We start from the raw sequence: 23,160 nt of genomic DNA on the forward strand, positions 1-23,160 counted from the left end.
GATGGATCGGTTATGCTCTTGCCGCCGCGTCGCCATGGCCAAAAGGAATCTCATTCCTGTGCCACATAGTGAACATCTATAATATTATGTGAGACTATCGCAAGCCCAACATGTTCAGCTTGTCGACTTACATCGGCATGAAAAATGCCGCCAGCGCACGGGGCGCCGACGGCATCCTTCAGCAGAGCCGAATGCTGATCGTCCTTCCAACGCCGATCCTCATCCGACTGTCCTACCGTCAGATATAGGTGCGCAGGAACTCGCCCAGTGCGCAGATGGCCAGGCTCTGGCCATAGGGCATGGAGGTCAGCGCGATATCCTTGTAGAATTGCTGGGTGTCGCCCATCGCGGTGCCGAAGCTGACCTGCTGGAGTTCGCCCGCCTCGTCGATATTGGCGAGCACGCCGCGCACCGCCTTGATGCCGACGTCCTCATAATGGCGGGGCAGATAGCCCTTCCGCACGGCCTTCAGGATGCCATAAGCGAAGCCGGCGGTGGCCGATGCTTCCAGATAGCTGGTCGGATCGACGATCAGCGTGTGCCACAGGCCGGTATCGGCGTCCTGCGTCTCGGCCAGCGTCTTCACTTGTGCCGCAAGGGTATCGATCAGGAAGGTGCGGAAGAAATCGCCGTCCTGCAGGTCGAGAATCTCGATGATCTCGGGAATGGCGATCGTCACCCAGCAATTGCCGCGCGCCCACAGCGCTTGCGCGAAATTGTGGCGGCCGTTGAAGTCCCAGCCGTGGAACCAGAGACCCGTCTTGGTATCGAACAGATATTTGATATGAACCAGGAACTGGCGCTTGGCTTCCTCGATATAGGCGGGGCGGTTCAGCAGCAGGCCGATCTTGGCCAGCGGCAGGACCGACATCATCAGCGTGTCGTCCCACATCTCGCCCGGATTCTCGTCATTATAGACGATATGCTGGAACCCGCCTTCCTCGGTCTTGGGCAGGCCATCGGCCGCCATCAGCCATTCGGCCCAGACGTCCAGATAGGGGATGTAGCGCGGGTCGGGCTCATATTCATACAGATAGGCCAGCGTGATGAACGGGGCCATCGTGTTGATATTCTTGGTCGGCGTGCCTTCGGCAAAGCGATCCTCGAACCACTGCTTGATGATGCCAAGCGCCTTCTGGTCGCCGGTCTGCTCGAAATAGCGCCACATGCCGAACAGGCCGACGCCATGGGTCCATTCCCATCCGGCCCAGCCCTTGGTGTCGATGATGCGGCCATCTTCCAGATGGAGCAGGAATTCGCCTGTCTCGTCCTTGATATTGACGAGATTGTCCATCAGCTGGTCGATGGATTCGACGACCTGCTGGCGCGGTACATCATGGGTGAGAGCGGCCACTTACTTGGTCTCCTTGAGGTCTGAAGGTGCGTTTGGCGCGGTCACCATCTGCACCGGCAGACCGCCTTTCACATTGCGTAGGGTGACGAGGCGCACGGCTTCGAGCGCATCGCCCGGCTGACCGTCGGACGTGACGGCCAGCGCGACATGGTTCTGGCCCCTGTGATTCAGGATGCCTTCGGGAATGGGGAAGGTCCGCTGCGGCCCGACATGGGCGATGAACTGCCCCATGTTCCAGCCATTGACGAAGACCAGCACACGGTAACGGACCTGCGAACGCGGCTTGCTGGCGTCGCCGAAGCTGAGGCCAATGGTCGCGTCCTGCTCCTTGGGGACGTTCAGGGCAAAGCTGGTGCGATACCAGCTCGTCCCGGCCGTCGCCTGGGTCGCGGGCACGCTGGCCTTGGCCCATGCGCTGTCGTTGAAGCCGGGCAGGTGCCAGCCCATCCGTTCGCCATAAAGGCCGCCATTGTTCGCTGGGCCACGGGCGACATCGGGCAGATCCTCGCCGCCCTGCTTGCCCTGGATCTTCCAGTTGATCGGCACCGCGAAGCTGCGTCCGCTCGGGCCGCCCTCCAGCGATGCGGACACCAGGCCGCGCGCTTCCTTGTGGAAATCGTCGCTGTCCAGATCCCAATTATGGCCATTGTTGCGGACCATGACGGAGAGGACATGCTCGCCCGCCGCCTGCGCCTCCGCCGGCAGGGCGAAGCGCGCCGTGCCGGTGGTGATCGGCCGCGGCAGGCCGCTGGGCGTTTCGCCTTCGCCGATAAACTTGCCGTCGACCCAGGCCTGCACCAGTCCCGAACCGCCGGCGCCATAATAAAGCGACAGCGCCTTGGCATCGGGCGACCCGGTGAAGCGGCCGCGATACCAGACATCGCCGTCATGGAAGCCATAGGCGTCCATCAGCATATTGGGCTGGCCGTCGGGCTTGGCGGTGGTGCTGGCATAGGATCGGTTGTCGATCGCCTGCCAGCCGCTGTCGTCGAAACCGGGCTGCGCCTCGGGCGACCCCTGTACCATGCGCCAGTCGGTCAGCGCCGGCAGCGTGACATCGGCGGGGCCGGCGAGCGGCTGGATCGATGCGATGCTGCCGATGGCTGTCGCCTTCGTCGTCACCTTCGCGCCGTTCCAGCTGACCGAGCGGACCGCCCTGGGCGCCCAGATTTCGAGCGGGCTGGCCGCACTCGTATCGCCGGTCAGCGCCAGCGAACCGCCCTTGGCACCAGCGCTGCGCACCAGCGCCGGCCCGCGCACTAGCATGTCCTTCTCGCGCCAGTAACGCGCACCCTCTGCCTCGTCGGCCAGGATCAGGGTCAGCGGCGGACGCCCGCCCCCCTCGATCCGCAGCACGGCGCGGCCCTGATGGCTGTAATCCAGCTTCAGGTCGCCCTTGGCCGCATCGAACGCGCTGCGCGCTTGGCCTTCCAGCACCGTCACCTTGGGCGCGGACGCATAGCGCAGCACCGTCTCGCCCGCCTCACCGGCGCGGCCATAAAGCAGGATCAGGTCGTTGCCGTCGATCTGCTGCGCCGACTGGAGTTCGGAACTGGAATAGACCAGCCGCTGCCCGCCCAGCGTCACGCCCGCGACCAGCCATTTGGCGTCAAAGCCATTAAGCTGCATCGGCACGGTATAGCGGCCATCGGGCAGGTCGGCGGTGAAGCTGAAGCTGTCGCTGGTCTGCCCGTTGGACGGCTTGTGCGTCACCATCAGGAAGCGCGCGTCCGTCTCCGGGCTCTTGTTGTGATAGACCTGGATATTGGGCGAGCTGATCTCCGGCGTGCCGGCGGGGATCATGCCGGCCATGTCGGGGACGGAGGCGATCAGGCCGCCCAGCTGCTTCATTTCCAGTGCCTTCTCGCGAATCTCGCGCGGCTCGGAAATGGCGGAGCCATAATCATAGCTGCTGAACACCACCGGCGCGGGCAGCCAGCCCCAGCTGGTGCCGCCATAGCCCATGTAGAAGCTCTGGATGCCGATGCCGTTGGCCAGGTTGGTGCCGTAAAAGACGCGCTGGAACCGCTTGCCGCGCTGGATCGCGTTGCATTCATAGCCGCCGTTCGAACCCCAATAGTCGAACCAGCCGCCACCGAATTCGGCCAGGAAACCGGGCGTGTCGGGGGAGGCCGATGCGCCGCCCTTGGCGCCGCCCGGACCATAATAGCCCCAGTCGGGCGCGGCCGATCCGCGCGTCGGCTTGCCGTCCACGGTGCAGGTGCCGCCGGGATAGCCATCGAACGCATACATGTCGTTCGGGCCGTGGACGACCTTCTCGACCTTGCTGCTTTCCGGCGCCCAATAACCGTTGCGGCCCTGGTCATTGTGGAACAGCGGCACGGTGATGCCGTCGGCCCGCGCCTTGGCATAGAGATGATCCATGTAGCGCCGCTGCGCCGGCGTGGTCATCGCCAGCTCATTTTCGATCTGGTGCAGGATCACGCCATATTTGCGGCCGGGATCATTGTTGATCTGGTGCTTGGCGATGATCGCGTTGACCTTCGTCAGCCATTCGTCGGCCGCCGCCATATAATCGGGATCGTCGGTACGGGCGCGGGCGCGCTGGTTGACCAGCCAGCCGGGAAAGCCGCCGCGTGACAGTTCCGCATTCACATAGGGACCGGCGCGGGTGATGACGTAGAGGCCTTCCTCCTCCGCCATCGTCAGCAGCCGGTCGATGTCACGGATACCACTAAAGTCGTACACGCCCTTTTTCGGGCTGTGGAAACCCCAGTCGAAATAGACGGCGACGCTGTTGAAGCCGCTCGCCTTCATCTTCTGCAGGATGTCGCGCCACAGATCGGGCGAGGGCAGGCGGAAATGGTGGAATTCCGACGACCAGATCACCATCCGCTTGCCGTCGATCATCAGCGATCGCGCATCATAGGATACGCGGCCGAACGTCTTGACCGGGGCGGAAAGGTTGGCGGTCGGCTTTGCTTCCTGCGCGAGCAGGGGCGGGGCCAGCGAAGAGCCAAGAGCGAGGGCGGCGATGAAGGAGCGCATCAGTCCTGGCTCAGTCCATGTGGAACAGCAGGGGGAGCGGCCATTCCTGCGGCTGGTTGCCGGGCTGCACCTCCATCAGCGGGGCCATATAGTCCCACCAGCGCTTCATCACCGGATGATCGGGCAGCGTGTCGCGGCGATTGTCATCGCGCAGCTTCAGCACCGCGAACAGGCTCAGCGTGTCCTCGTCCAGGAAGATGGAATAGTCGTAGATGCCCGAATCGGTCAGCAGGCTGGACAGCTCCGGCCAGATTTCGTCATGGCGACGCCGATATTCCTCTACCACGCCGGGCTTTAGCTGCATCTTGAAGGCGTGGACGGTCATGGCTTCCCCTCGTTGAACCATATTATGGAACATTGGACCTATATTTGGTAACATCGTCCCACATTCTAGTCAAATGGGATATGGTTGTAGGCAACGGCTCAACTGCCTGCGGGTCGCTGGTCGCTATGGATCAGGCTGGGGACGATCGTCACGGCGCTTGCGGTAGGCGGTTTCGCCGGGACGAAGGCCGGCATCGTCACATGCGGCGCCAGTTCGGGAATCTGCGCCCTGATCCGCTCCGCTACCGCGTTCGCCAGTAGCCATGCGCCATAATTATTATGGTGCGTCTTGTCGGCGCCGCCCTCGTTGAAGGCGGTCGGTGCGATCTCTGGCCCCAGCGCTTCATAGATGGCCCGGCTGTCGGCATTGAGGTCGACCAGCGGCACCCCCTCTTGCGCCGCGACCTTGCGGACCGCTGCGGCATAGCTGCCCAACGTATCCTTGATCTTTCCCTGCGCGTCGAAATTGCGCCGCTCGGGCGACGTCACCAGCACCGGATGCGCGCCGCGCCGCCGCGCCTCGGCGATATAGCTGCGCAGATAAGCCGGATAGGTGACGTCCGCATCGACATAGGTCTGCGGCCATTCCTTCTTCTGGTCATTATGGCCGAACTGGATGAACAGCCAGTCGCCCGCCTTCATCCCCGACAGCAGCTTGTCGAAACGCAGGTCGGTCAGGAAGGATTTGAGCGTCGCGCCGGACTTGGCATGGTTGGCGACCGCGATCCTTTCGTCCAGCAGCGCGGGCAGCATCTGGCCCCAGCTGGCGGCCGGCTCGGCAAACTGGTCGGTCACGGTCGAATCGCCCGCCAGATAGAGCGTCGGCGCCTCGACCGGCGCGATCGTCACCGACGTCACCTGCGGCTTGCCCAGAAATTCCAGCGTCAGCTTGTCGTCCCACGTATATTCCTGTGCATCACGCGGAGTGAGCCGTACCCGCTGCCCGCCTGGCGCGTTGGCGGGCGGCGGCGGCAGGGCGGGGGTGCGAATATTGACCAGGAAGCTGCGCTCGACGAACTGCCCCCTGCGGGTCGCGACGTTGCGCAGCATCAGCCGCCGCGCTTCGGCCTTCACCGTCGTGTCGCCTGCCGCGCGTGTATCGCCCAGCCGAACCGTCACCCGATAATTGCCTTCCGGCAGGGCGACCGAGAACAGATAGTCGGACGGGGTTCCGCCCGGCTCCATGCCATGACCGCCGGGCCGATAGACCTGCTGGCGCAGCGGCGAGGCAGTGCTCAGGTCGAATGTTCGTGTTTCGGGTGCGGCAGCCGCCGCCATTATCAGAAGGAGGCTTGGCAGCATGGCAGGGTGATCCGGTCATCGGGAATGAAAATGGGGGAACGCGCCGGGACGGGCGCATTCCCCCAAGACAGCCGCCCGTGCAGAGGCGGTGATTCGTGCGGCCCGCGCCGAGCAGGAGCAAGCGGGACCAAATAGCGCAAGGGATTCTCCGTCCCATAAATTAGTTTCGCGGACCATATGGCGGGACTTCGTGCCTCGCAAGCCTCTTGTTCCTTAACCATAATATTTTTCACAATGTGGCACATGCGATCATATAATGATTTTTGTAGCAAAGGCGCAAAGAATCCGCTACAATGAATGACAGTTCCACATAGTGGAGCATTCGGCAGAAATAGCCGGATAAAAGGGGAGGATATTATGTTGCGCCACGTTACCCGTGCAGCTTTCGCGCGTCGCAGCTCGACCATTGCCATCGCGTCCACCATGTTCATCGCAGGAACGGCCATCGCGCAGGACCAGTCTGCCGCCGCGCCGCAGCAGGATCAGGAAACCGCCGACATCGTCGTCACCGGCTTCCGCGCCTCGCTCGACAGCGCGTTGGGCATGAAGCGCCAGGAAGCCGCCGCGATCGACTCGATCGTCGCCGAAGACATCGGCAAATTCCCCGACTCCAACCTCGCTGAATCGATGCAGCGCGTGCCGGGCATCGCGCTCCAGCGCGGCGACGGCGGTGAAGGCCGCAACATCTCGGTCCGCGGCCTTGGCCCGGCATTCACCCGCACCCGTATCAACGGCATGGAAGGCACGTCGCAGACCGGCTCGTCCGACATCTATGGCGCGGGCAATAACGGCCGCAGTTTCGACTTCAACGTCTTCCCGACCGAAATCTTCTCGGCCCTGTCGGTACGCAAGACGCCGTCGGCCGATGTGGAGGAAGGCTCGCTCGGCGCGACCGTCGACCTGAGCGCCCCCAAGCCGATGGACCAGAAAGAGGATTTCGTCCTCTCCATGACCGCGCGCGGCGTCTATAACGAACTGTCGAAGGAGGTCGATCCGCGCGCCTCGCTGCTGGTGTCGAAGAAGTTCGGCGATAGCGGCTTCGGCATCCTCGGTTCGGTCGCCTATCAGAAGCGCCACATCCGCGAAGTCGGCTATTCGTCGGTCGATATCCTGTCGGCGAACACCAATGGCGGCTTCTGCTCGCCGATCGGTTTCACCCCGCAAAATCCGGGCGACAGCGCCCTCAAGGGTACCGACGCACTCAACTGCTCGACCGGCAATCCGCGCACCAGCACCAGCGCCGCCTATCAGGCCATCTACGATCTGCGCCGGGACGACCTGCCCAACACGCCGGGCAGCGGCGCCTTCCTGCCGCGCATTCCGCGCTACCTCAATTCAGAACAGAATCAGGAGCGTATCGGCGGATCGCTGACCCTTCAGTTCAACCCCGACGACGACACCGACATTTCGCTCGACATGCTCTATTCGCGCTTCGAGGTGACACGGCGCGACAATTATATCGCGGCCATCTCCTTCGCCCGTTCGGCCGCCAATAATGGCCAGCCGATGACGTCGGTGCGGGATATCGAGTTCGACGAGAATGGCTCGCTGGTGCAGGGCGTGTTCGACGGCGTCGATGTCCGCTCGGAAGGTCTGGTCGATCATTTCGTGTCGACCTTCAAGCAGGCGAACCTGAACTTCCGCCGTCGCCTGAACGACAGTCTCGAAGTCAGCGGCATCGTCGGTTTCAACCGGTCGATCTGGGACGGCAAGAAGCGCCTTCAGACCTTCATGGACGCCATCGACACCGATGGTTTCTCGATCGACTACAGCAAGGGCGGCACCACTCCGACGCTGGGCTTCGGCATCGACGTCAATGATCCGGCCAGCTTCAACTACGCACCCGGCCTTGCCGACGGCACGGTGCTGGGCGGCTTCAGCTTCCAGGGCAAGCCCTCGAAGAACACCACCGACAACATGACTGCCGAAACCAACCTGAAATGGACGGTCAGCGACGCCTTCTCGATCAAGGCGGGCGCGCAATATCGCCGCAGCAACTTCCTCTCCACCTTCCTGCGCCCCTATAATGCCGACACCGTCGTCCGCGCCCTGCCGACGGGCACGACGCTGGCCGACATCACCACCACTATCACCGGCGTCGACAAGCTTTGGGGCAATGGCGCGCCGTCCAGCTGGGTCGCGATCGACCCCGACAAATGGGCCAGCACCTTCAACTTCGACGCGGTCCGCTATTGTGGCGTCGAATGCGGCGGCGGGCGCAGCCGGGTGCGCGAAGAAGTCATGAGCAGCTATCTCATGGCCAATTTCGACCTGCGCGACGCGATCGGCTTCGGCGTTCGCGGCGATGTCGGTGTGCGCTACGTCAAGACCGACATGTTGTCGTCGGGCTACATCACCGTTGCCAATGCCGCTTCGCCCACCGGCTTGGCCGGTCAGTTCGCGGCGGCCAGGAACAGCTATGACGACTGGCTGCCGTCGGCCAACCTCGTGGTCGAGCCGATCGACAATCTGCTCGTCCGTTTCTCCGGGGCTAAGGTGCTGGCGCGGCCCGAACTTGGTCTGCTGACTCCGACCAGCGGCGTCAATCCGGTCACGCGCGTCGGCAACGTCAACAATCCGTTTCTCGACCCGATCCGCGCCAATACCTTCGATGTCGCGGTGGAATGGTATTTCCGCCCCGGTTCGCTGCTCTCGGCCGCCTTCTTCTACAAGGATATCAAGAGCTTCATCCAGAATGTGAACAGCCAGATCCCGTTCAACCAGTTGGGTCTGCCCAATGCGCTGCTGGAAAACAGCAATACCTCGCCGGATGAGCTGTTCACCGTGTCGCAGCCCTTCAACACACCGGGCGGCAAGCTCAAGGGTATCGAGTTGAATGCCCAGATTCCCTTCACCTTCCTCGACGGCTTCTTCAGTAATTTTGGCGTGCTGGCCAACTACACCCATGTCACGTCGAAGATCGATTACATCCTCGCCAGCGTGAACGGCGTTCCGACCGTGACCACCACGGCCGACCTGGTGGGCCTGTCGCCGAACACCGCGTCGGGCACGCTCTATTATGAGGATGACAAGTTCAGCATCCGCACCACGGGCAATTTCCGCAGCTCGTTCATCCGTGGCATTCCGGCTTCGCCCGGCAGCGACCTTCAGGGCAACGCCAAGACCTTCTACATGGACGCGTCGGCCAGCTACAATGTCACCGACCGCCTGAAGATCATTGTCGAGGCGCAGAACCTGACCGACGAGCAGAACCGTCTCTACATCGATAGCCAACGCCAGGACACGCTGTTCGAAACCCGGATCGGCCGCACCTTCACCTTCGGCCTGACCTACCGGATGTAAGCATTTCGTTCCTCCCCAAACTGAAAGGGCGCGGCCACTCCTGTGGTTCGCGCCCTCCTTGTCTCGAAGCCCTGTCCTATCGTCGGGCGGTCAGCTATATTCTGCCGGGACTTGACCGAAAATGTCCCGCGCCTGTTCGAAAATTTCAGAATATGCAGGAAATGTGCGAAGTTAAGCGCGGCTTTTCCTATCGCCGTGGTCCGCTATAGCCCACCGCGCCGCCAATCTGCTCGGCCGATCGCATCACCTGTTCGGCCAGCCCCGGACGCAGGTCGTCGGTCAGATAATGGGCCGCGCTGGCGATCGAGATGGCGATGCAGATCTGGCCTTTGGCGTCGCGGATCGGCACAGCGATCGAACGGACCCCGTCGCCAAGCTCGCTGTCGTGCAGGACTTCGCCCCGCGCCTTGTGCGTGCGCATTTCCTCCAGAAAGGCATCGATCTGGGCACGGCCGGCCTTGCCGCCCTTCGCCTCGACATAGAGCCGTTCCCATGTCGCCTCATCCTCGTCCAGCAGCAGCGCCTTGCCCAGGCCCGTTTCCGCGACCGGGCGGCGGTCCCCCGGCGCGGTCGCGACGCGCAGCCGCTGTGTGCCGGTAACGCGGTCGAGGTGGCGGGAATGGTCGCCTTCGCGCTTGCCGACGAAGACGCAGAAGCCGGTGCGTTCCGACAGCAATTCCATGAAGGGGCGGGCGACGCGCACATAGTCGATCTGCTCGGTCGCCAGCACGCCCAGCTGGAGCAGCTTGGGGCCGAGCGCGAAACCGTCGCGCGTAACCGACAGATAGTTGCGCGACCGCAACGCCTGCACCAGCCGGTGCGCGGTCGTCTTGCTCATGCCGAGCTTGCGGGCGAGGTCGGCGGCGCGGATCGGCCCGTCGATCACCTCGTCCATGATGTCGAGCGCGCGCATCAGCGTCTGCGTGCCCTTGACGCCCTGTTCCTGTTTCTCGTCCGTGTCCTGCATGGTCGTCCCAGTCCTGAAGGGCGTCCCACATATCGGGCGCGTCCCATATATAGGAAGTATATTGACCATAACGGGGCGCTTGTCAGCAGCTTTGTTGCGGCCATGTGAAAAGGCCCGCCGGTCACGGGACCGGCAGGCCTTTCGATGTCCAGCGCTGACGCGTGGATCAATATTGAATAGTGACGGTCACCGCGCGGCGGTTCTGTGCCCAGGCCGCCTCGTCCGATCCCAGCGCGGCCGGGCGTTCCTTGCCATAGCTGACCGTGGTGATGCGGCCCGGATCGATACCGAGCGAGGCGAGATAGTTCTTCGCCGCATTGGCGCGGCGCTCGCCCAGCGCGATATTATAGTCGCGGGTGCCGCGTTCGTCGGCATGGCCCTCGATCGTCACGCGGACAGCGGGGTTCTGCTGGAGCCAGGCCGCCTGGCTCTGGAGCGTCGCCTGATCCTCCGCATCGACATCATATTGGTCGAGGCCGAAGAAGATGCGGTCCGACGCGACCGACGCGATGAAGTCTTCCTGGCTGCCCTTGACCGGGCCGGTCGGCGTCGTGGGGCCGGTCGGCGCGGTGGTTTCGCCGGTGCCGCCGGGGGCGGGGGGCAGTTCGGCCGGCGGCTTCTTGGAGCAGGCGGCGAGCGCGATGATGGCGGTAGCCATCAGCAAGGTGCGGGACAATTTCATCGGTATGTCTCCTTATTGCGCTGTCTGCCGCCCGCGCGGGGCGGCGACAGGGTCTGTGAACTTCGTTACGCTGTCAAGACGATTGGGTTCCGCCCTGGCTGGGGAAATGCCCGGAAATCTCAGGGCAGCAGCGGCCCCCAGGCCGGGTCGGAGCCGCTGAGCGGGGTCGGGATGCGGCGTTCGTTCACGCCGGTCAGGTCGACCTGCCACACCTGGCTGCTGCCATCCCGGCCCGGCGTGGTCCGGAAATATTGCAGCACGCGGCCATTGGGCGACCAGGTCGGCTGTTCGTCCTGCCAGCCATTGGTCAGGATGCGCTCATTGTCCCCCGTTGGGGACATGACCGCGATCTTGAAATCGCCCGACAGCTTGGTGAACGCGATCAGGTCGCCGCGCGGCGACCATTCGGGCGTCGCATAGCGGCCGCCGCCATGGCTGATCCGGCGCTGGCCCGATCCGTCGGCGTTCATGACATAGATTTGCTGCCCGCCCGACCGGTCGCTTTCGAACACGATCTGGCGGCCGTCGGGCGAATAGCTGCCGCCCACGTCGATGCCCGGCGAGTTGGTGAGGCGCACCGGCGACCCGCCGCTCGCCGACACGCGATAGATGTCGGTATTGCCCGCCACCGCCATGGAGAAGAGGATGTTGCGACCATCGGGCGACCAGCGCGGGGCGAAGGTCGCATTGTTGCTTTCCGTCACCAGCTTCTGCTGGCCGGTGCCGATGTCATAGACATAGATGCGCACCCGGCTGCCCAGATAGCTCACATAGACGATCGACTTATAGTCGGGTGAGAAGCGCGGCGTCAGCGCGATCGACTGGCCGTTGGTGATGAACCGGTGATTGGCGCCGTCAGAATCCATGATGGCGAGCCGCTTGACGCGATTATTCTTGGGACCGCTCTCGGCGATATAGGCGATGCGGCTGTCGAAGAAGGGGCTTTCGCCGGACAAACGGGCATAGATGGCGTCGGCGCATTTATGCGCGGCGCGGCGCCAGTCGCGCGGGGCGACGACATAGCCCTGTCGGGTCAGTTCCTGCTTCAGCGCCACGTCATAGAGATAGCAGCCGACGGTGATGTCCGCCTCGCCGCCGGTGGTGCGGACGAAGCCCTGCGCCAGCGCCTGATAGGCGCCCCATTTGTCATATTGGGGGAATGTGACTTCGGGGAAGGTGATGGCGGGCAGGCCGCCCGGTCCCGACGGATCGAACAGGCCGGAGCCCTTGAGGTCCGTCGCGATCACTTCGGCGATCTTGCGGCCCAGTTCGCTGGCGGTGCCGGCAGGCGTGCTGACATCCTGCTGCGCGGGGAGCGGCGGCACGGCGATCTTCAGATTGCTGTCGATCTCGCCGGTGACGTCCACCGAAAGCTGCGCCATGGCGGGCGCTGAAAGAGCGGCAGCCAGCGTTGCCGTGGCCAAAACCAGGCGGCGGAGGAGAGTCGTCTTCATCGGTTCAGCCTCGCGTCAAAGCGGAGTGGCCGCAGCCATTTCCACTGGTCATAATATTCGGGCGGGAGATTGCGGAACGGCGCGGCCAGCTTCACCGCCTGGATCGCGCGTTCTGCGTGTAGCCTGGCCTGCGGCTGGTTGCTGGCGGTGACGCCAAGCTGGTCGATCACCTCTGGCGTGCCGATCAGGCCGCCATTCTTGTCGAGCCGCACTTCCAGCAGCGTGACCAGCTTGTCGGCGTCGGCGCCCGACGGTGCGCGCCAGTGGGGCTTCAGCTGCCGGCGGATTTCGGCGTCGAGCGCAGCCTTCTGCTGCGGCCCCAGAGCGGCGGGGGGCGGCGGCGCTGCCTTGCGCGGCGCGTCGTCGCTGGTGTCGATACCCTTCAGGAAATCCTTGCCCAGCAGCGACCCCTTGGGCTTGTCCGCCTTGCCCGCGCCGGATGCGCGTGCGGGGGCGTCGCTCTTCGCCTTGGCATCGCTCTTGCTCGCCGGTCTGGATGACGCGGCCGCCTTTGGCTTTTCCGGCGCAGGCTTGGCCTTGGGCGCGGGCTTTTCAGGCGCGGGCTTGGGCTTTGCCGGGGTCTTGGCAACGTCCTTCTTCGGCGGTGCCGGTTTGGGCTTGGGCGGTTGCGGCTTCGCCACCGGCTTGGGTGGCGGCGGGGCAGGGGTCGGTTTTGGCTGCGGCTTGGGCGGTGCTGGCGTCGGCTCAGGTGCCGGCTCGGGCAGCGGCGCTGGCTTGGCGTCCTCGGTCGGCCCCTGTTCCGGCGCGACGCTGGGAGGGGGCGGCTGGGTCGAGATTTGCGGCGCGGTCGATTGCAGCGCCACCTCGTCCACCAGGCTCACGTCCATCGGCGGCGACTTCAGCTTCAGCGGGTTGGGCGTGGCCAGGAATCCGGCCGACAGCAGTCCGAACAGCAGGACATGTCCTGCCGTCGCGACGCCAAGGCCGATTTTTTCCGCGCGATCCATATGGCTGACCTATGGTCCCTATTCTGAACCGCCGCTGTCCGAACCGGCATCGGTGCTGACCAGCGACACCTTGTTCAGGCCCGCCCGGTTCAGCTCGCCCATCACCCGCATCACCCGACCATAGTCGAGCGCGGTGTCGGCGCGCAGGAAGATCTGCTGCGGTTCGGGCTTGCCGGCATTGGCGGAGGCGATCTCGGCCAGGCGATCGGACAGGTCGGCGTCGCTGATCTGCGCATCGTCGATGAAGATGCCGCCGTCGCGGTCGATCGAGATGACCGTCGGCTTGGAATCCTGGTCCAGCCCCTTGGCGCGGGTTTCGGGCAGGTTCACCGGCACCCCCGTCACCAGCAGCGGCGCGGTCACCATGAAGATGATCAACAGCACCAGCATGACGTCGACCAGCGGTGTCACGTTGATGTCCGCCATCGGCGCGCGATTGCGCCCGCGACGGCTGGACGGAGGGCCGGACATCGCCATCAGCGTTGGGCCTCGAGTTCACGGCTCAAGGTCGAATAGAAGCCGTCGGCAAAGCGCGTCAGGCCCGATTCCAGCCGGTTGATGCCATGGCTGAAGCGGTTGTAGGCGATGACTGCCGGGATCGCCGCGAACAGGCCGATGGCGGTGGCAAACAAGGCTTCGGCAATGCCCGGCGCGACGACGGCGAGCGAGCTGTTCTGCTCCGCCGCGATCGAGGTGAAGGCGCGCATGATGCCCCAGACCGTGCCGAACAGGCCGACAAAGGGGGCGACCGATCCGATGGTGGCCAGGATATTGAGCCGGTCGGACAGGCGGTCGACCTCGGCCGCGATCGTGCTAGACATCGACGTCGACAGGCGGTCGCGGGTGCCTTCACGGTCGATCACCTTCTGCGCGGTCGATCGGCGCCATTCGGTGACGCCGGCGGACATCACCTTGGCGGCGGGGAAGTCCAGCTTGCCGCGCGACTCATAGAAACGGTCGATATCCTCGGCCTTCCAGAAATCCGCCTCGAACTTGCGGCTTTCCTTGCTCGCCTTGCGCAGGGTGAAGCTGAAGCCGATGATCATGGCCCAGGTCCAGATGCTGGCCAGCAGCAGGCCGATCATCACCCCTTTGACGACGATGTCGGCCTGAAGGAACAGGGCGAGCGGGGAAATGGTCGCGGCGTCGGTCATCGCGCCGGCAGGCAGGTTGAGGGTCATGGGTGGATGTCTTCCCCTTGGCAAAGGCGGGTAAAAATGTCGGTCCAGGCTTTGGGTTGCCGCTGCGGACGGCCTTGCGGCGTCAGCCAGGCGACGGTGATGGTGGCGTTGGTCAACTCTTCTTCGCCCCGCATGACTGACTGCTGAATGGAGCAGCTCGCCGCGCGCACATCGGTGACACGGCTGACCACCATCAGGTCGTCGTCCAGCCCGGCCGGGCGGCGATAGCGGATCTGGAGGTCGGTGACGGCATAGACGCCGCTGCCGCCTTCATGTTCGCCGCGCTGGTCGATGCCGGCGATGCGCAGCATGTCGGAACGGGCGCGCTCCATGTAGCGGAGATAATTGGCGTGGTAGACGAGGCCCGACAGGTCGGTGTCCTCGAAATAGATGCGCAGCGGGAAATGATGCACGGCGGCGACGAAGCGTCCGGTCGCCGGCGCTGGCATCAAGTCGGAAACAGGCATGGCGGGCTTTTAACCATGGCGACGGCCCGGCGCAAAGCCGGAAATGAAGCATCCGCACCAATCTGTAGGTTGCGACCGCACAATTCATCGCCTCCCGGATTCCATAGGCGCCGCACTCTGGCCGTCGGGCGACGGCGCGGTTAAGGGGATGGGGACGATTCAACAAGGAGAGACTGGGCATGACGGACATTCGCACGGTAGGCGTGATCGGCGCTGGACAGATGGGCGCGGGCATCGCGCAGGTCGCCGCGCAGGCGGGCTATGACGTCATCCTGTCCGACATCGACCTTGCCCGCGCTGAAAAGGGCGTGGCCGGCATCACCAAGCTGCTCGCCCGCGCGGTCGAGAAGGAGAAGATCAGCCAGGTCGACGCCGACGCCGCGCTGCTGCGCATCAGGCCGGCAGGTGAGATCGCGCCGCTCGCCGGCGCGCAGCTGGTGATCGAGGCCGCGACCGAACGCGAGGAAGTGAAGCGCGCCATCTTCACCAATGTCGGCCAGATTCTTGCGCCCGACGCCATCCTCGCCACCAACACCTCCTCCATTCCGATCACCCGGCTGGCGCAGGCCGCGCCCGACGCGGGCCGTTTCGTCGGCGTCCATTTCTTCAACCCCGTCCCGGTGATGGTGCTGGTGGAGGTCATTCGCGGCCTCGCCACCACGCCCGAGACGGTCGCGGCGATCGAAGGCTTCGCCGCCAAGATCGGCAAGACGACCGTCCATGCCTTCGACGCGCCGGGCTTCGTGGTGAACCGAATCCTGCTGCCGATGCTCAATGAAGCGGTGTTCGTGCTGGGCGAAGGCGTGGGCAGCGTTACCGACATCGACCAGGGCTGCAAGCTGGGCCTCAACCATCCCATGGGTCCGCTGACCCTGCTGGACTTTGTCGGCCTCGATACGGCGTTGGAAATCCTCAACATTTTCCTCAGCACCACCGGCGATCCCAAATATCGCCCCGCGCCGTTGCTGGTGAAATATGTCGAGGCCGGCTGGTACGGCCGCAAGACCGGCCGTGGTTTCTACGATTATTCGGGACCGGAACCGGTCCCGACCCGCTGATCTTTCGTCCCGATCCGGCCGGCTCGCAAAGCCGTCCGGTCGACGCCCAGCCGCGCCGAAATCGCGCCGGGCGGGAAGCCTGCGACCTATCGATCTCCAACCGCGGCCGTCTAGGGGCACCCTGGGCGGGCAACCGGGCGACATGCGTCGCCCGGCGGGGCTGCCTGGCATGCAATGTTGGACGAAAACATTAACGGGTCGGCAGTAGGACATGCCTGTCGACATCGTTGTGAAAGAAGAGGTCGTACATGGCTAGGCTGGTAGGAACCAACCTCAAGAACAGTATCAAGGGGACTTCACAGAACGACACCATCTCGGGAATGGACGGCGACGACCAGATCTGGGGCGGTTCGGGCGACGATTATATGGAGGGGAATGCCGGCAACGACACCCTCTATGGCGAGGCGGGCAATGACCGGCTCGATGGCGGTCCCGGCAACGACTATCTCTATGCCGGGACCGGCAACAATATCGTGTCGGGTGGCGATGGCGCCGACACGATCGAAACCTATGACGGGCACGACCAGATATTGGGCGATGCCGGCAACGACACCATCCGTTCGGGCGGCGGCCGTGACTATCTCGACGGCGGAGCCGGCGACGATATCATCTATGCCGGCGCAGGCGATGACGGCTTCGTCAACGAAATCAATCCGGCCACTGGAAAGCTGACGACCCAGGCGGTCGGCGGCGGCGCCGGCAATGACCGGATTTATGGCGAGGACGGCAATGACAAGCTCAAGGGCCAGTCGGGCGACGACCATGTCTATGGCGGCGTCGGCAACGACCGGGTCGACGGCGGTGACGGCAATAATTACCTGACCGGTGACGCGGGCGACGACATCATCGTTTCCGAATGGGGCATCGACAAGCTTTATGGCGGCGATGGCCGTGATAATCTCCAGGCCGGGGCGGGGAACGACTTCCTCGACGGTGGCAATCAGGACGACACGATGAGCGCCGAGGATGGCAATGACATCCTCTATGGTGGCGAAGGCAACGACCTTCTTTATGGCGGTCTGGGCGCCGACGAGCTGCATGGCGGCGGCGGGATCGACAAGATCTTCGGCGAGCAGGGCGCGGACAAGATGTGGGGCGATGCCGGCGCCGACTGGTTCATCTTCAAGGGCGCTGGCGCGCTCGACGGTGGCGACAAGATCATGGATTTCCAGGACGGATCCGACCGCATCGTGCTGGAGAAGCTGGGCGTGACCAAATTCTCGTCCAGCGGTGCGGCTGGCACCGTCTTCGCCCATGACGGCGCGTCCGGCCATGTCATCCTCGACGTCGTGACCTCCGCCGGCGCGGAATTCAGCATCGACGTCGCCAGCCTCAACACGACGCTGACCGCCAGCCATATCTCGGCGGCGGACTTTATCTTCGCTTGAAAATGAAGGATGCCGCGCCCTCCGATCGGGCGGGCGCGGCATCTTCCCCTCATCGGGGATAGGCGCTGTCCATATGAGCGAGGCTGCGGACGATCAGCGCCTCCAGCACCGCCATGTCGATCTGGTCGAGCCGTTTGACATAGAGGCAGCCCTTGCCGCGCCGATGCTTGCCGAGCGGTACGAAATCCCCATCCTCCAGCCCGGCGAGATAGAAGACCAGTTCCGCCTTGCGCGGGGAAAAGCCGATCCGGCACATGTCGCCCTCGCGCCCGCTGTCATAGCGATAATGGTAGCGGCCAAAGCCGATGATGCTCGGTCCCCACATGGCTGGCGGCTCGTCCGACAGCCGCGCCATCAGCGCCGTCACCGTCCGGCCGTCCGCCTGTCGCTCGGCCGGTTCGACCTGCGCCAGAAAATCCTCGACCGCCGCGTCGGTCTGCGTCGTCCTGTTCTCCTGCGCCATGGCTTGCCTTCTCCGCCTGCCTCGACTAGAGGCTAGCGCGTCATCTGGGGAGTAGCCAGCCGTTCCGACTGCCGGAACGGGCCATGCGTCAACATATTTGGTCGAGAGGCCATGGCGTATGGGAAGCAGTCGAGCACTGCTTCGGGCGAGACCAATGGCATCGGCGCTTTCCTGTCCGGCCGGGCGGGAAGCGGCGGTGGCATTGTGTCTGTCAACCTTCGCCCGGCCCCGGAATAGATGATGGAAGCTCTCCTTACCTCCTCCGCGCTCGTCGCGCTCGCCGAAATGGGCGACAAGACGCAGTTGCTCGCCATGCTGCTCGCCACCCGCTTCCGCAAGCCGGTACCGATCATCATGGGCATCTTGTTTGCGACGCTCGCCAATCATTTCCTCGCTGCGCTGGTCGGCCATTCGATCGCGGGCGTGCTGACGCAGCCCTGGTTCCGCTATGCCGTCGCCGCCTCCTTCATCGCCATGGCGGCATGGACGCTGATCCCCGACAAGATCGACGAGGATGCACCGCTCAAGGCGCCGTCGAAGGCTGGCGTGTTCGTCACTACGCTGGTCGCCTTCTTCCTGGTCGAAATGGGTGACAAGACCCAGGTGGCGACCGTGGCCCTGGGCGCGCGCTTCGACAATCTGCTGGCGGTCACGGCCGGCACCACGCTGGGCATGATGGTCGCCAACGTCCCGGCCGTACTGTTCGGCGATGTGCTGGCCAAGAAAGTGCCGATGCGCGCCTTGCAGGTCGGCGCGGCATTGCTGTTCCTCGCATTGGGCCTGTGGATGCTCGCTGACTTGCAGGGCTGGATCGGGTAAAAAAGGAACAGCGCCGCACGCCTGCCGGTTGTCAGCGCGCGGCGGCTGTTGCAAGGGGAATGGCAGTCATTCCCTGATGAAAAATATAGGACGCGCGTGATGAAGGACAGTCTGGTTACGATCTTCGGCGGCGGCGGCTTTCTGGGTCGTCAGGTCGCGCAGGCGCTGATGGCGCGGGGTGCGCGCGTCCGGATTGCGCAGCGCGATCTCGCCAATGCGGTCAAGGTCAAGTCGCTCGGCAATCTGGGCCAGACCCAGTTCGTCGCCGCCGACATCCGCAAGCCCGCAACGGTCGCGCGCGCCATCACCGGCAGCGATATCGTTATCAACCTCGTTGGCATCCTGTCGGGCAATTTCGACGCCTTCCATCATGAAGGCGCGGCCAATGTGGCAAAGGCGGCGGCTGCCGCGGGGGTCGATGCGCTGGTCCATATCTCGGCGATCGGCGCGGATGCCGCCAGCCCGTCGGCCTATGGCCGGTCGAAGGCGGCGGGCGAGGAAGCGGTGAAGGCCGCTTTCCCGAACGCGACGATCATTCGCCCCTCGATCATCTTCGGACAGGAGGACCAGTTCCTCAACCGCTTCGCCCAGATCATCAGTTCCGCGCCGGTAATCCCGGTGATCGGCGCGGACACGAAGTTCCAGCCCGTCTATGTCGCCGACGTCGCGCAGGCGATCGCCAACGCGGCCGAGCAGCCCGGTGTCTACGGTGGCAAGACCTTCGAGGTCGCCGGCCCGCAGGTCATGAGCATGAAGCAGATCAACGGCTGGATCGCCAGGACGATCGGCCGCGACCGGCCGATCGTCGAGGTGCCGGGCGGGATCACCTCACTGCTCGCCATGCTGCCCGGCGGTCCGATTACCCGCGACCAGCTCGCCATGCTCGGCCGCGACAATGTCGCCGCGCCGGGTGCGGACGGGCTCGATGCGCTGGGCGTCGCGCCCACGCCGCTGGGATCGGTCGCCGACAAGTGGATGATCCGCTATCGCCGCCATGGCCGCTTCGCCGGCCGGGCCAAGGCCTGATCGATCCGGTCCGCTCGACGGGCCGATCATCGACCGCGACCGGCCGTGACCGGGCGTCCTTGCCTTTTCGCTGCACTGCGGCATGGTGCGGCTCCAATCTCCCGGCGCCTTTCGACCCTCCCCTGACCAGGGGAGGGTTTGGCGCGTCTGGCCTTATCTCCGGCCCCATCGAGGATCACGCACCCCCATGGACATGCATTATCTGACGGTCATCCTGCTCGGTATCGTGGAGGGGTTGACCGAATTCCTGCCGGTGTCGTCCACCGGCCACCTGATCCTGGCGAGCGAGTTGCTCGGCTATGATGCATCGACCTGGGCGATGTTCAACGTCGTGATCCAGCTGGGCGCGATTCTCGCGGTGGTGGTGCTCTACTGGCGCACCTTCTGGGCGGTGGGCATGGGCCTGCTGCGGCGCGAGCCGGTCAGCTGGCGCTTCCTGCGCAACCTCGTCATCGCCTTCATACCTGCCGCCGTCATCGGCTTGGCGCTGCACGACTATGTCGAGATATTGCTCGGCGCGCCGCAGGTGGTGGCGTGGGCGCTGATCGCTGGCGGCATCGGCATCCTGCTGATCGAGCGCGCGATCAAGGAACAGCGCTTCCATGGCATTGCCGACATTCCGGTCGCGCGTGTGCTCGGCATCGGCCTCATCCAGTGCATCGCCATGATTCCCGGCGTCAGCCGCTCAGGCGCGACGATCATGGGTGCGCTGACCCTGGGCGTGGAACGCCGGACTGCGGCCGAGTTCAGCTTCTTCCTCGCCATTCCCACCATGCTGGGCGCAACGACGCTCGAACTGCTCAAGAAGGGCGATCAGATCACCAGCGCCGCCGTGGGTTGGGACAGCATCGCGCTGGGCTTCGTCGTTTCCTTCTTCGTTGCGCTGCTGGTCATCAAATGGTTCGTGGGGCTCGTGTCGAAGCACGGCTTTGCCCCCTTCGCCTGGTACCGAATCATTGCCGGCGCTGCCGCGCTGGTATGGCTGGCGATGAGATAGGTCCGTGTCGGACCAAATATGGTCCGTATATTTGCGATTAGTTCGCAACAAGGGGTAAAAACACTGTATAAATAGTCAGTATTACTGACCTAAATACCAGAATCCGCGTGACTCCGCGGGTTTTCCTGCTATGCGCGGCTTCAGCAACATAGTCAGGGACGATGGTATGGCCGATAATCCGATGCTGAAATTTGTGGGCTTGGGCCAAGCCTATCCGGAAAAGCGCGCGGCGGACGACCGCGCCGAGGATTTCCTGGAAATCAGCAAGTCCTTCATTCTGGACAAGGCCGAAGAGCAGGCGTCGCGCTGTTCGCAGTGCGGCGTGCCCTATTGCTCGACCCACTGCCCGCTCCACAATCATATTCCGGACTGGCTCCGTCTGACCGCAGAAGGCCGTTTGCGCGAAGCCTATGAGCTGTCGAACCTCACCAGCACCATGCCGGAAATCTGCGGCCGCATCTGTCCGCAGGACCGGCTGTGCGAAGGCAATTGCGTCATCGAATTTTCGGGCCATGGCTCCGTCACCATCGGCAGCGTCGAAAAGTACATCACCGATACCGCGTGGAAGGAAGGCTGGGTCGAACCGCTCGTCCCCGGCAGGCCCACCGGCCGGTCGGTCGGCGTGATCGGCGCGGGTCCGGCGGGCCTCACCACGGCCGAATATCTGCGCGTGGCGGGCTATGAGGTGCATGTCTATGACCGGCACGACCGCGCCGGAGGCCTGCTGACCTATGGCATCCCCGGTTTCAAGCTGGAGAAGGACGTCGTCATGCGCCGCATCCAGCGGCTGAAGGACGGCGGCATCGTCTTCCATGAAAGCTTCGAGGTCGGCCGCGACGCGACGATGGAGCAGCTGCGCGAAAAGCATGACGCGATCCTGATCGCGACCGGCGTCTACAAGCCGCGCGATATCAAGGCGCCGGGCGTCGGCGCGGCGGGCGTGGTCAAGGCGCTCGATTATCTGACCGCATCCAACAAGGCCGGTTTCGGCGATGCTGTGCCGGGCCATGAGGATGGCACGCTGCTGGCAACGGGCAAGAATGTCGTCGTGATCGGCGGTGGCGATACCGCGATGGACTGCGTGCGTACCGCCATCCGCCAGGGCGCGGCTTCGGTGAAGTGCCTTTACCGCCGCGACCGGGAGAATATGCCCGGCTCGCAGCGCGAAGTCGCCAATGCCGAGGAGGAAGGCGTCGAGTTCGTCTGGCTGACTGCGCCGATCGCCTTCGAAGGCACCGAGCACGTCACCGGCGTCAAGGTCACGAAGATGCGCTTGGGCCAGCCCGACGCATCGGGCCGTCGCGCGCCCGAACCCGATCCGGGCAGCGAACATACGCTGGAGGCGGACCTCGTCATCAAGGCGCTGGGTTACGACCCGGAGGAACTGCCGAAACTGTTCGGCGCGGACGACCTGTCCGTCACCCGCTGGGGGACGCTGCGCGTCGATCACAAGACGATGATGACCAGCATGGACGGCGTGTTCGCGGCGGGCGACATCGTGCGCGGCGCAAGCCTCGTCGTCTGGGCGATCCGCGACGGCCGCGACGTGACCGAGCATATGCACCGTTATCTGAAGGCCAAGGCCAGGGCGGGTGCGAAGGTGTCGGCGTGATGCGCCTCGCTTTCCTCTCCGTGCCGCTGCTCCTGCTGTCAGCTCCGGTAGCTGCGCAGGTTCAGCTGGCAACCGCACCGGCGGCCGACGTCCAGCCCGTCGATCCGGCGCTGCTGGCCAAAGCGCAGCCGATCGCCTCCGTCATCCTGCCCGATGGCACGATGGAACGGATGATGGGGCCGATGATGCAGAAGATGATGGCTCCCATGATGGACGGCATGACCAAGATGCCGATACGGGAGTTCCTGAAGGTTGGAGGCATGGATCCGGAACGGGCGGACAGCCTTGGCGAAGGCACGATGGAGGAGATGATGGCGATCATCGATCCCAGTTTCCGCAAGCGGATGGATGTGATCGTCAACATCATGATGCCGGCGATGGGCCGCTTCATGGGACGGTATGAACCGGACATGCGCGAAGGCATGGCGGAGGCATTCGCCTATCGCTACAATGCCGGCGAGCTGGACCAGATCGCGGCGTTCCTGAAAACGCCCATCGGGGCCAAGTTCGGCGCGGGCTTCATGGAGCTGGCTACCGATCCGCATTATCTCGGCCGGATGCAGAAGATCATGCCCGACATGCTGCGAGCCATGCCGGAGATTCTGAAATCGTCCGAAGCCGAACTGGCCAAGCTGCCAAAGCCGCGCAGCTATAATGACCTGACCAAAGCCGAGCGCGACCGTCTGACCGCATTGATCGGGGCAGACGCAGGCAAGGCCGACTGAAGATCGACGCCGGCAATGCCGGAACCAATGGAATGACAGAGGCCGTACCCGAAGAAGCGGG

The 23,160-nt window shown here is 64.2% G+C and carries 20 protein-coding genes and 1 riboswitch; of the genes, 8 read left to right on the top strand and 12 right to left on the bottom strand.

The window, feature by feature from the left end; all coding sequences use genetic code 11:
* Positions 1–238: 238 nt before the first annotated feature.
* From VMR39_RS24815 to VMR39_RS24830, 4 genes are all read right to left on the bottom strand, one after another.
* The gene (locus VMR39_RS24815) at positions 239–1,354 is read right to left on the bottom strand and encodes a glycoside hydrolase family 88/105 protein (protein ID WP_325420244.1); all 1,116 of its coding nucleotides are present in this window, start codon (positions 1,352–1,354) and stop codon (positions 239–241) included.
* On the bottom strand, positions 1,355–4,363 hold the full coding sequence (locus tag VMR39_RS24820; protein WP_325420246.1) for a glycoside hydrolase family 35 protein: 3,009 nt from the start codon (positions 4,361–4,363) through the stop codon (positions 1,355–1,357). It lies immediately after the preceding gene.
* A gap of 10 nt (positions 4,364–4,373) precedes the next feature.
* On the bottom strand, positions 4,374–4,688 hold the full coding sequence (locus VMR39_RS24825) for an L-rhamnose mutarotase (protein ID WP_325420248.1): 315 nt from the start codon (positions 4,686–4,688) through the stop codon (positions 4,374–4,376).
* 98 nt (positions 4,689–4,786) lie between these two features.
* Positions 4,787–5,989 carry a rhamnogalacturonan acetylesterase gene (locus VMR39_RS24830; protein ID WP_325420250.1) on the bottom strand — a complete coding sequence of 401 codons (1,203 nt, stop codon included), beginning with the start codon at positions 5,987–5,989 and terminating at the stop codon, positions 4,787–4,789.
* 357 nt (positions 5,990–6,346) lie between these two features.
* Here VMR39_RS24830 and VMR39_RS24835 point away from each other — a divergent pair, with 357 nt between their 5' ends.
* The gene (locus VMR39_RS24835) at positions 6,347–9,292 is read left to right on the top strand and encodes a TonB-dependent receptor (RefSeq protein WP_325420252.1); all 2,946 of its coding nucleotides are present in this window, start codon (positions 6,347–6,349) and stop codon (positions 9,290–9,292) included.
* A 187-nt stretch (positions 9,293–9,479) separates the two neighbouring features.
* Here the strand turns inward: VMR39_RS24835 and VMR39_RS24840 are convergent, their stop codons facing one another.
* From VMR39_RS24840 to VMR39_RS24870, 7 genes are all read right to left on the bottom strand, one after another.
* Entirely contained in the window at positions 9,480–10,259 is a 780-nt protein-coding gene (locus tag VMR39_RS24840; protein ID WP_325420254.1) for an IclR family transcriptional regulator, read from the bottom strand.
* A gap of 166 nt (positions 10,260–10,425) precedes the next feature.
* Positions 10,426–10,941, bottom strand: coding sequence for a peptidoglycan-associated lipoprotein Pal (gene pal, locus VMR39_RS24845; RefSeq protein WP_325420256.1), 516 nt, complete (start codon positions 10,939–10,941; stop codon positions 10,426–10,428).
* A gap of 119 nt (positions 10,942–11,060) precedes the next feature.
* Positions 11,061–12,395 carry a Tol-Pal system beta propeller repeat protein TolB gene (tolB, locus tag VMR39_RS24850; protein ID WP_325420257.1) on the bottom strand — a complete coding sequence of 445 codons (1,335 nt, stop codon included), beginning with the start codon at positions 12,393–12,395 and terminating at the stop codon, positions 11,061–11,063.
* A complete protein-coding gene (locus VMR39_RS24855) occupies positions 12,392–13,363 on the bottom strand; it encodes a cell envelope biogenesis protein TolA (protein ID WP_325420258.1) in 972 nt (323 codons plus the stop codon). Before VMR39_RS24855 ends, tolB begins: the two co-directional genes overlap by 4 nt.
* A gap of 18 nt (positions 13,364–13,381) precedes the next feature.
* Entirely contained in the window at positions 13,382–13,840 is a 459-nt protein-coding gene (tolR, locus tag VMR39_RS24860; RefSeq protein WP_325420259.1) for a protein TolR, read from the bottom strand.
* Positions 13,840–14,544: a protein TolQ gene (tolQ, locus tag VMR39_RS24865; protein WP_325420261.1), complete on the bottom strand. Its 705-nt coding sequence runs from the start codon at positions 14,542–14,544 to the stop codon at positions 13,840–13,842. Before tolQ ends, tolR begins: the two co-directional genes overlap by 1 nt.
* A complete protein-coding gene (locus VMR39_RS24870) occupies positions 14,541–15,011 on the bottom strand; it encodes a YbgC/FadM family acyl-CoA thioesterase (RefSeq protein WP_325420263.1) in 471 nt (156 codons plus the stop codon). Before VMR39_RS24870 ends, tolQ begins: the two co-directional genes overlap by 4 nt.
* Positions 15,012–15,190: 179 nt before the next feature.
* Between VMR39_RS24870 and VMR39_RS24875 the strand changes: the two genes are divergently transcribed.
* The gene (locus VMR39_RS24875; protein WP_325420265.1) at positions 15,191–16,069 is read left to right on the top strand and encodes a 3-hydroxyacyl-CoA dehydrogenase NAD-binding domain-containing protein; all 879 of its coding nucleotides are present in this window, start codon (positions 15,191–15,193) and stop codon (positions 16,067–16,069) included.
* Positions 16,070–16,317: 248 nt separating this feature from the next.
* On the top strand, positions 16,318–17,457 hold the full coding sequence (locus VMR39_RS24880) for a calcium-binding protein (protein ID WP_325420267.1): 1,140 nt from the start codon (positions 16,318–16,320) through the stop codon (positions 17,455–17,457).
* A gap of 49 nt (positions 17,458–17,506) precedes the next feature.
* Here VMR39_RS24880 and VMR39_RS24885 read toward each other — a convergent pair whose 3' ends face one another.
* Positions 17,507–17,920 carry a DUF1801 domain-containing protein gene (locus VMR39_RS24885; RefSeq protein WP_325420269.1) on the bottom strand — a complete coding sequence of 138 codons (414 nt, stop codon included), beginning with the start codon at positions 17,918–17,920 and terminating at the stop codon, positions 17,507–17,509.
* A 33-nt stretch (positions 17,921–17,953) separates the two neighbouring features.
* Positions 17,954–18,063, top strand: a riboswitch (yybP-ykoY riboswitch).
* Between the two features lie 97 nt (positions 18,064–18,160).
* On the opposite strand from VMR39_RS24885, the gene VMR39_RS24890 reads away from it, so the two are divergent.
* The 5 genes from VMR39_RS24890 (at position 18,161) to VMR39_RS24910 (ending at position 23,099) form a co-directional block, all read left to right on the top strand.
* Complete coding sequence (locus tag VMR39_RS24890) at positions 18,161–18,739, top strand: TMEM165/GDT1 family protein (RefSeq protein ID WP_325420271.1); 579 nt, start codon at positions 18,161–18,163, stop codon at positions 18,737–18,739.
* 99 nt (positions 18,740–18,838) lie between these two features.
* Positions 18,839–19,765, top strand: coding sequence for a complex I NDUFA9 subunit family protein (locus VMR39_RS24895; RefSeq protein WP_325420273.1), 927 nt, complete (start codon positions 18,839–18,841; stop codon positions 19,763–19,765).
* A 187-nt stretch (positions 19,766–19,952) separates the two neighbouring features.
* Positions 19,953–20,762: an undecaprenyl-diphosphate phosphatase gene (locus VMR39_RS24900; protein WP_325420275.1), complete on the top strand. Its 810-nt coding sequence runs from the start codon at positions 19,953–19,955 to the stop codon at positions 20,760–20,762.
* A 166-nt stretch (positions 20,763–20,928) separates the two neighbouring features.
* A complete protein-coding gene (locus VMR39_RS24905) occupies positions 20,929–22,374 on the top strand; it encodes an NAD(P)-dependent oxidoreductase (RefSeq protein WP_325420277.1) in 1,446 nt (481 codons plus the stop codon).
* Complete coding sequence (locus VMR39_RS24910) at positions 22,374–23,099, top strand: DUF2059 domain-containing protein (RefSeq protein WP_325420289.1); 726 nt, start codon at positions 22,374–22,376, stop codon at positions 23,097–23,099. The genes VMR39_RS24905 and VMR39_RS24910 overlap by 1 nt, the downstream gene beginning before the upstream one ends.
* The last annotated feature ends 61 nt before the right edge of the window (positions 23,100–23,160 follow it).

The sequence above is a fragment of the Sphingobium sp. genome (assembly GCF_035511395.1).
In the GTDB taxonomy this organism is placed as follows: Bacteria; Pseudomonadota; Alphaproteobacteria; order Sphingomonadales; family Sphingomonadaceae; genus Sphingobium.

Excerpts from the sequence above, each read along its gene's own strand:
- VMR39_RS24840 (WP_325420254.1), bottom strand. The coding sequence starts at position 10,259 with ATGCAGGACACGGACGAGAAACAGGAACAGGGCGTCAAGGGCACGCAG.
- VMR39_RS24885 (WP_325420269.1), bottom strand. The coding sequence starts at position 17,920 with ATGGCGCAGGAGAACAGGACGACGCAGACCGACGCGGCGGTCGAGGAT.
- VMR39_RS24880 (WP_325420267.1), top strand. The coding sequence starts at position 16,318 with ATGGCTAGGCTGGTAGGAACCAACCTCAAGAACAGTATCAAGGGGACT.
- pal (WP_325420256.1), bottom strand. The coding sequence starts at position 10,941 with ATGAAATTGTCCCGCACCTTGCTGATGGCTACCGCCATCATCGCGCTC.
- VMR39_RS24900 (WP_325420275.1), top strand. The coding sequence starts at position 19,953 with ATGGACATGCATTATCTGACGGTCATCCTGCTCGGTATCGTGGAGGGG.
- VMR39_RS24820 (WP_325420246.1), bottom strand. The coding sequence starts at position 4,363 with ATGCGCTCCTTCATCGCCGCCCTCGCTCTTGGCTCTTCGCTGGCCCCG.
- VMR39_RS24830 (WP_325420250.1), bottom strand. The coding sequence starts at position 5,989 with ATGCTGCCAAGCCTCCTTCTGATAATGGCGGCGGCTGCCGCACCCGAA.
- VMR39_RS24905 (WP_325420277.1), top strand. The coding sequence starts at position 20,929 with ATGGCCGATAATCCGATGCTGAAATTTGTGGGCTTGGGCCAAGCCTAT.
- tolR (WP_325420259.1), bottom strand. The coding sequence starts at position 13,840 with ATGGCGATGTCCGGCCCTCCGTCCAGCCGTCGCGGGCGCAATCGCGCG.
- VMR39_RS24890 (WP_325420271.1), top strand. The coding sequence starts at position 18,161 with ATGGAAGCTCTCCTTACCTCCTCCGCGCTCGTCGCGCTCGCCGAAATG.
- VMR39_RS24835 (WP_325420252.1), top strand. The coding sequence starts at position 6,347 with ATGTTGCGCCACGTTACCCGTGCAGCTTTCGCGCGTCGCAGCTCGACC.
- VMR39_RS24870 (WP_325420263.1), bottom strand. The coding sequence starts at position 15,011 with ATGCCTGTTTCCGACTTGATGCCAGCGCCGGCGACCGGACGCTTCGTC.
- VMR39_RS24895 (WP_325420273.1), top strand. The coding sequence starts at position 18,839 with ATGAAGGACAGTCTGGTTACGATCTTCGGCGGCGGCGGCTTTCTGGGT.
- VMR39_RS24855 (WP_325420258.1), bottom strand. The coding sequence starts at position 13,363 with ATGGATCGCGCGGAAAAAATCGGCCTTGGCGTCGCGACGGCAGGACAT.
- tolB (WP_325420257.1), bottom strand. The coding sequence starts at position 12,395 with ATGAAGACGACTCTCCTCCGCCGCCTGGTTTTGGCCACGGCAACGCTG.
- VMR39_RS24910 (WP_325420289.1), top strand. The coding sequence starts at position 22,374 with ATGCGCCTCGCTTTCCTCTCCGTGCCGCTGCTCCTGCTGTCAGCTCCG.
- tolQ (WP_325420261.1), bottom strand. The coding sequence starts at position 14,544 with ATGACCCTCAACCTGCCTGCCGGCGCGATGACCGACGCCGCGACCATT.
- VMR39_RS24875 (WP_325420265.1), top strand. The coding sequence starts at position 15,191 with ATGACGGACATTCGCACGGTAGGCGTGATCGGCGCTGGACAGATGGGC.
- VMR39_RS24825 (WP_325420248.1), bottom strand. The coding sequence starts at position 4,688 with ATGACCGTCCACGCCTTCAAGATGCAGCTAAAGCCCGGCGTGGTAGAG.